The organism is Actinoplanes solisilvae (assembly GCF_003999975.1).
Lineage (GTDB): Bacteria > Actinomycetota > Actinomycetes > Mycobacteriales > Micromonosporaceae > Actinoplanes > Actinoplanes solisilvae.
On sequence record NZ_RJAC01000089.1, the window covers coordinates 1 to 894 of the forward strand.

Sequence of the window (894 nt, forward strand, 5' to 3'; positions counted from 1 at the left end):
TCCTGCCAGTAGCATATGCTTGTCTTAAAGATTAAGCCATGCATGTGAAAGTTCAGTTGCAGGTTTGATGAATATAGGAAGGGGAAAGGGGCTTTTGTTCTTTTTTTCGACTTGTATTTGTTTTCCTGGACCAACGAAACTGCAGATGGCTCATTAAAACAGTGCTAAGCTACGGAGTGGAAATGTGTTGAAATTTTTTCAAATTTTGGAAAAATTGAGACGATAATAAGGATAACTGTGGTAACTCCAGAGCTAATACTTGCCGAGCGATTAGAAAGCAATTTTTAGTAGCTCGCGCGTTGGCAGCCCTATTAACAGTAGGGGAATTATCTTTTTCGAAAGGAAGGGGAATTCAGGTGAACCATGCTAACGCGAGATCGAATTGGGGCAGGTTGTGTCTTCTTCTTGTAGGGTCCATGTTTTGGAAACAAAGCGAGGATCGAATTGCAAACCTACTATCCAATGGAGAAGAGAGAACCAAATAAAATGCCCGTCGACCTGCTTCTTGCGGCTCTGACCCATCAGCTCCGTTGTGAGTGTAATGGACTCACATGGCATTTACGGGTACGGGGAATTAGTGTTCGATTCCGGAGAAGGAGCCTGAGAAACGGCTACTATGTCCATGGACAGCAGCAGGCGCGCAAATTGTCCAATCCTAATGAAAGGGAGACAGTGACGAGATATATCGAGTTAACGGATTATTCCGTTGGTATCGAAATGGATGCGAATTAAATAGTCGCGTGAGTAGCGATTGGAGGACAAGTCTGGTGCCAGCACCCGCGGTAATTCCAGCTCCAAGAGCGTATGTTTAAGTTGTTGAAATTAAAACGCTCGTAGTTAGAATGTTGAGTTATCTGGCCAATACGAATAGGATTTATCACTAGAGTTCGCCCG

General features: G+C 44.0%; 1 rRNA gene. It reads left to right on the top strand.

Annotation, left to right across the window (positions count from 1 at the left end):
- Positions 1–894 (top strand): 16S ribosomal RNA (locus EER30_RS49640); the annotation flags it as partial.